Origin of the sequence: Alterirhizorhabdus solaris, from assembly GCF_007785815.1 — a bacterium.
Taxonomy (GTDB): Bacteria; Pseudomonadota; Alphaproteobacteria; order Sphingomonadales; family Sphingomonadaceae; genus Alterirhizorhabdus; species Alterirhizorhabdus solaris.
Map to the genome: position 1 here is coordinate 1 of NZ_VNIM01000184.1, position 2913 is coordinate 2913.

Annotated in this window: 3 protein-coding genes; all 3 read right to left on the minus strand. The window is 68.9% G+C overall.

The annotated features are described in order from the left end of the window. Positions 1-53 precede the first annotated feature (53 nt). From FOY91_RS21020 to FOY91_RS21030, 3 genes are read right to left on the minus strand one after another with little or no spacing between them, the layout of a single operon-like run. Positions 54-530: a MarR family winged helix-turn-helix transcriptional regulator gene (locus tag FOY91_RS21020; RefSeq protein ID WP_145155971.1), complete on the minus strand. Its 477-nt coding sequence runs from the start codon at positions 528-530 to the stop codon at positions 54-56. 56 nt (positions 531-586) lie between these two features. Next, the gene (locus FOY91_RS21025) at positions 587-1480 is read right to left on the minus strand and encodes an aldose 1-epimerase family protein (protein ID WP_238995832.1); all 894 of its coding nucleotides are present in this window, start codon (positions 1478-1480) and stop codon (positions 587-589) included. Positions 1481-1521: 41 nt separating this feature from the next. Beyond that, positions 1522-2514 carry a YihY/virulence factor BrkB family protein gene (locus FOY91_RS21030; protein ID WP_145155973.1) on the minus strand — a complete coding sequence of 331 codons (993 nt, stop codon included), beginning with the start codon at positions 2512-2514 and terminating at the stop codon, positions 1522-1524. Positions 2515-2913: the final 399 nt, after the last annotated feature.

The following is a 2913-nucleotide window of genomic DNA, read 5'->3' on the forward strand; positions in this document are numbered from 1 at the left end:
CGGCAGCAGCGCCGCCAGTGCGCCAAGTGCGGGCAGGGCGCGGACCGATCGGATCACGCGGCGATCTCCGCCAGCATCTTCTTGTCGAGACGGGCGACCAGCCGCTGGAGCAGTCCGCCCAGCGCCTTCGCCTCCTCGGGGGTGAAATCGACCAGCAGGTCGTTCCACAGGGCGACGACACGCGGCACCATGCGGTTGGCGGCGGCGGTTCCCTCGGCGGTGAGGTCGAGGTGGATGACGCGGCGATCCGACCTGCTGCGACGGCGGGCGATGAAACCGCGCGTCTCCAGCTGATCGAGCATCCGGGTCATCGCGCCGGTGTCATGATCGAGGCAACGGGCCAGCCCGCCGGAGGTGTCGGCCAGTCCATCCCGAAGCTGCATCAGCGCGACCCACTGGATGAAGCTGAGTTCCAGCCCCACGAACATCGTCTCGGCGAGCATCAACGACAGCTTGTGGGCGCGTCGCAGCAGGTAACCGAGCGACCGTGTGGTGTGATAGTCCTCCAAGCGGATCGGACTCATGTCCATGTCGCTGCCCTTGCATTGATTGCCGAGGCAGCGAATGACGTGTCGAAGTGTTTCCGTCAACCCGGCTTTTGCAGCGCGATGTGCATGGTGAACGCGTTCTCCTCGCCCGGCGCGAAGGTGAGGATGCCGGGCTTGGCGAAGATGTCCCCCAGGAAACCGGCGGGGTCGGCGATGCCGTGCCACGGCTCGATGCAGATGTAGCCGGCACCGGGCTTCGTCCATATCCCCAGCATCGGCATATCGGGAAAGTCGATCGCCAGTTGCGGGCCGGCAGGGGCGCCATAGGTGACGGCGCGGCTTGCCGGCGTATCGAGGATGATCGCGTCGTCGGTGAACAGCGCGTCGGCCAGCGGCAGCACGTCGCCTTCGATCGGCGTGGGGCGGGGGGTCGGGGACACCAGCCCGTCGCCGTCCAGCCGCCGGATCGGCGCCGGTTCCGGCCGGGCGAAGTGGATGCGATGGATGTCGCGGGGCTGGCCGTACGGAAGCGGCCAGCGCAGCGCCGGGTGGAAACCAAAACTGGCCGGCATCGGCGTGTCACCCCGATTGGCGACGGTCGCCGTCACCGTCAACGCCCCGTCGTGGAGGGTGAACCGCACGTCCAGCCGGAAGTCGAACGGATAGACGGCGCGCGTCTCGGCGTCTGCCTCCAGCCGGAAGATCACATGATCCGCCGTCTGTCCGGCGACGCTGAAGCGGCTGCGGCGGGCGAAGCCGTGCTTGGCGAGATGGTAGGTCTCGCCATCCAGGTGGTAGCTGTCCCGGTTCAGCCCGCCGACGATCGGGAACAGCAGCGGGGCGCGGCCGGTCCAGAATGCCGGGTCGCCGTCCCACAGCAGATCGCGACCCTCGGCATCGCGCAGATAGTGCAGCTCGGCGCCAAGCGCGGTGATGCCGGCGGAGAGGCCGCCGCCAGCGATCTCGATCATGGTTTCAGGCTGGTCGGGCATGAGGACTCCATCGAGGGGCAAGGACAGGTGGAGGTTGCGGGTCAGTCGGCGGCGGCGGCGGTGTCAGCCACCTTCGCGCCGCGGTTCCCCATCGCCCGCGGGTGGCCGGTCGTGCTGTCCTCGGCCGTCTGCCGTTCCACCTCGGCATTGATCGTCGCACCGAGCAGGATCGCATAGGAGGAGACGAACAGCCACATCAGCAGCACCACCACCGCGCCCAGCGATCCGTAGGTCGCGTTATAGTCGCCGAAGCGCGCCGCGTAGAAGCCGAAGCCGAGCGTGGCCAACAGCCACAGCAGGGTCGCCAGCGCGGAGCCCAGCGACAGCCAGCGCCAGCGCGCATCCGCCCGGTCCGGGGCGAAGCGGTAGGTCGCGGCGATGGCCATGCTGGCGAGCGTGCCGGCCACCGCCCAGGTCGCGACGCGGATCAGCGCCGCCGCCGCCGGGCCGATCCCGCCGATCAGCGTCTGCACATAGCCGAGCACCGAGGCGGAGAGGATGCCCGCGATCCCCACCAGCACGGCGGCGATAATGATGGCGAACGAGATCAGCGTGGTGACGACGATATTCCGACGCTCCACCTGCTCGTAGATCACGTTCAGCGCCGCCATGATCGCGCCCGAGGCACGGGTGGCGCCGTAGATCGAGACGGCGAGGGCGATGGCAAGCCCGACCCCCGTCTTGGAGGCGGCGGTGGTGGTGACGCTGACGAGCTGCTCGTAGATCAGGCGGGCGGCATCGGCCGGCACGAGGTCGATGATCGTGCGCATGTGCGTCGCCACCGTCGCGGGATCGGCGATCAGGCCGTACGTCATGATGAGCGCGCCGAACAACGGCACGATCGAGAGGAAGCCGTAGAAGGCGACGCCCGCCGCCATCAGCCCGATATTGTCGCTGCCCGTCTTGAACCAGACGCGCTTGAGGATCGCGCCCCACGCCGCCGCCGGCATCTGCAACGGGCTGGTCGCCGCGCGGCCGTGGCCATGCGGCGCTTCCTTCACTCCGCCCGATCCTGCCTCCGTCGTCCCCGCCATCGTCGTCCCCCTGTCGTTCCGTTCAGGGGTAACTCCCGATGGCGGATAAAGGCCCGCGTCGCGATCATGTCGTTTTCTTTCAGTGGCGTTTTATTGGGAGCCGATCGCGGGTAGGTGCGTTGGCGAGGTTCGGGGCAGAATTCAGGGCCGGCACAGGCCTGCGGGGGTATTCGTTGTCGAGTAGTGGTGGGAAATGGCTGGCGGCCGCGCAGGGGATGGCCCTGATGGCGGGAACGCTGGCGGCGGGGCCGGCGCTGGCCCGGCAGGAAGTCCGCCCGATCGACCCCGCTTTCGACGAGGCATTGCCGCCGCTGGACGCGACTGCCGCCCCGCCTCTGGCCGCGCCGGTCCCGGCGATCACGCCGCCCGCCGCCGACCCGGAACTCACCCGTCCGCTGC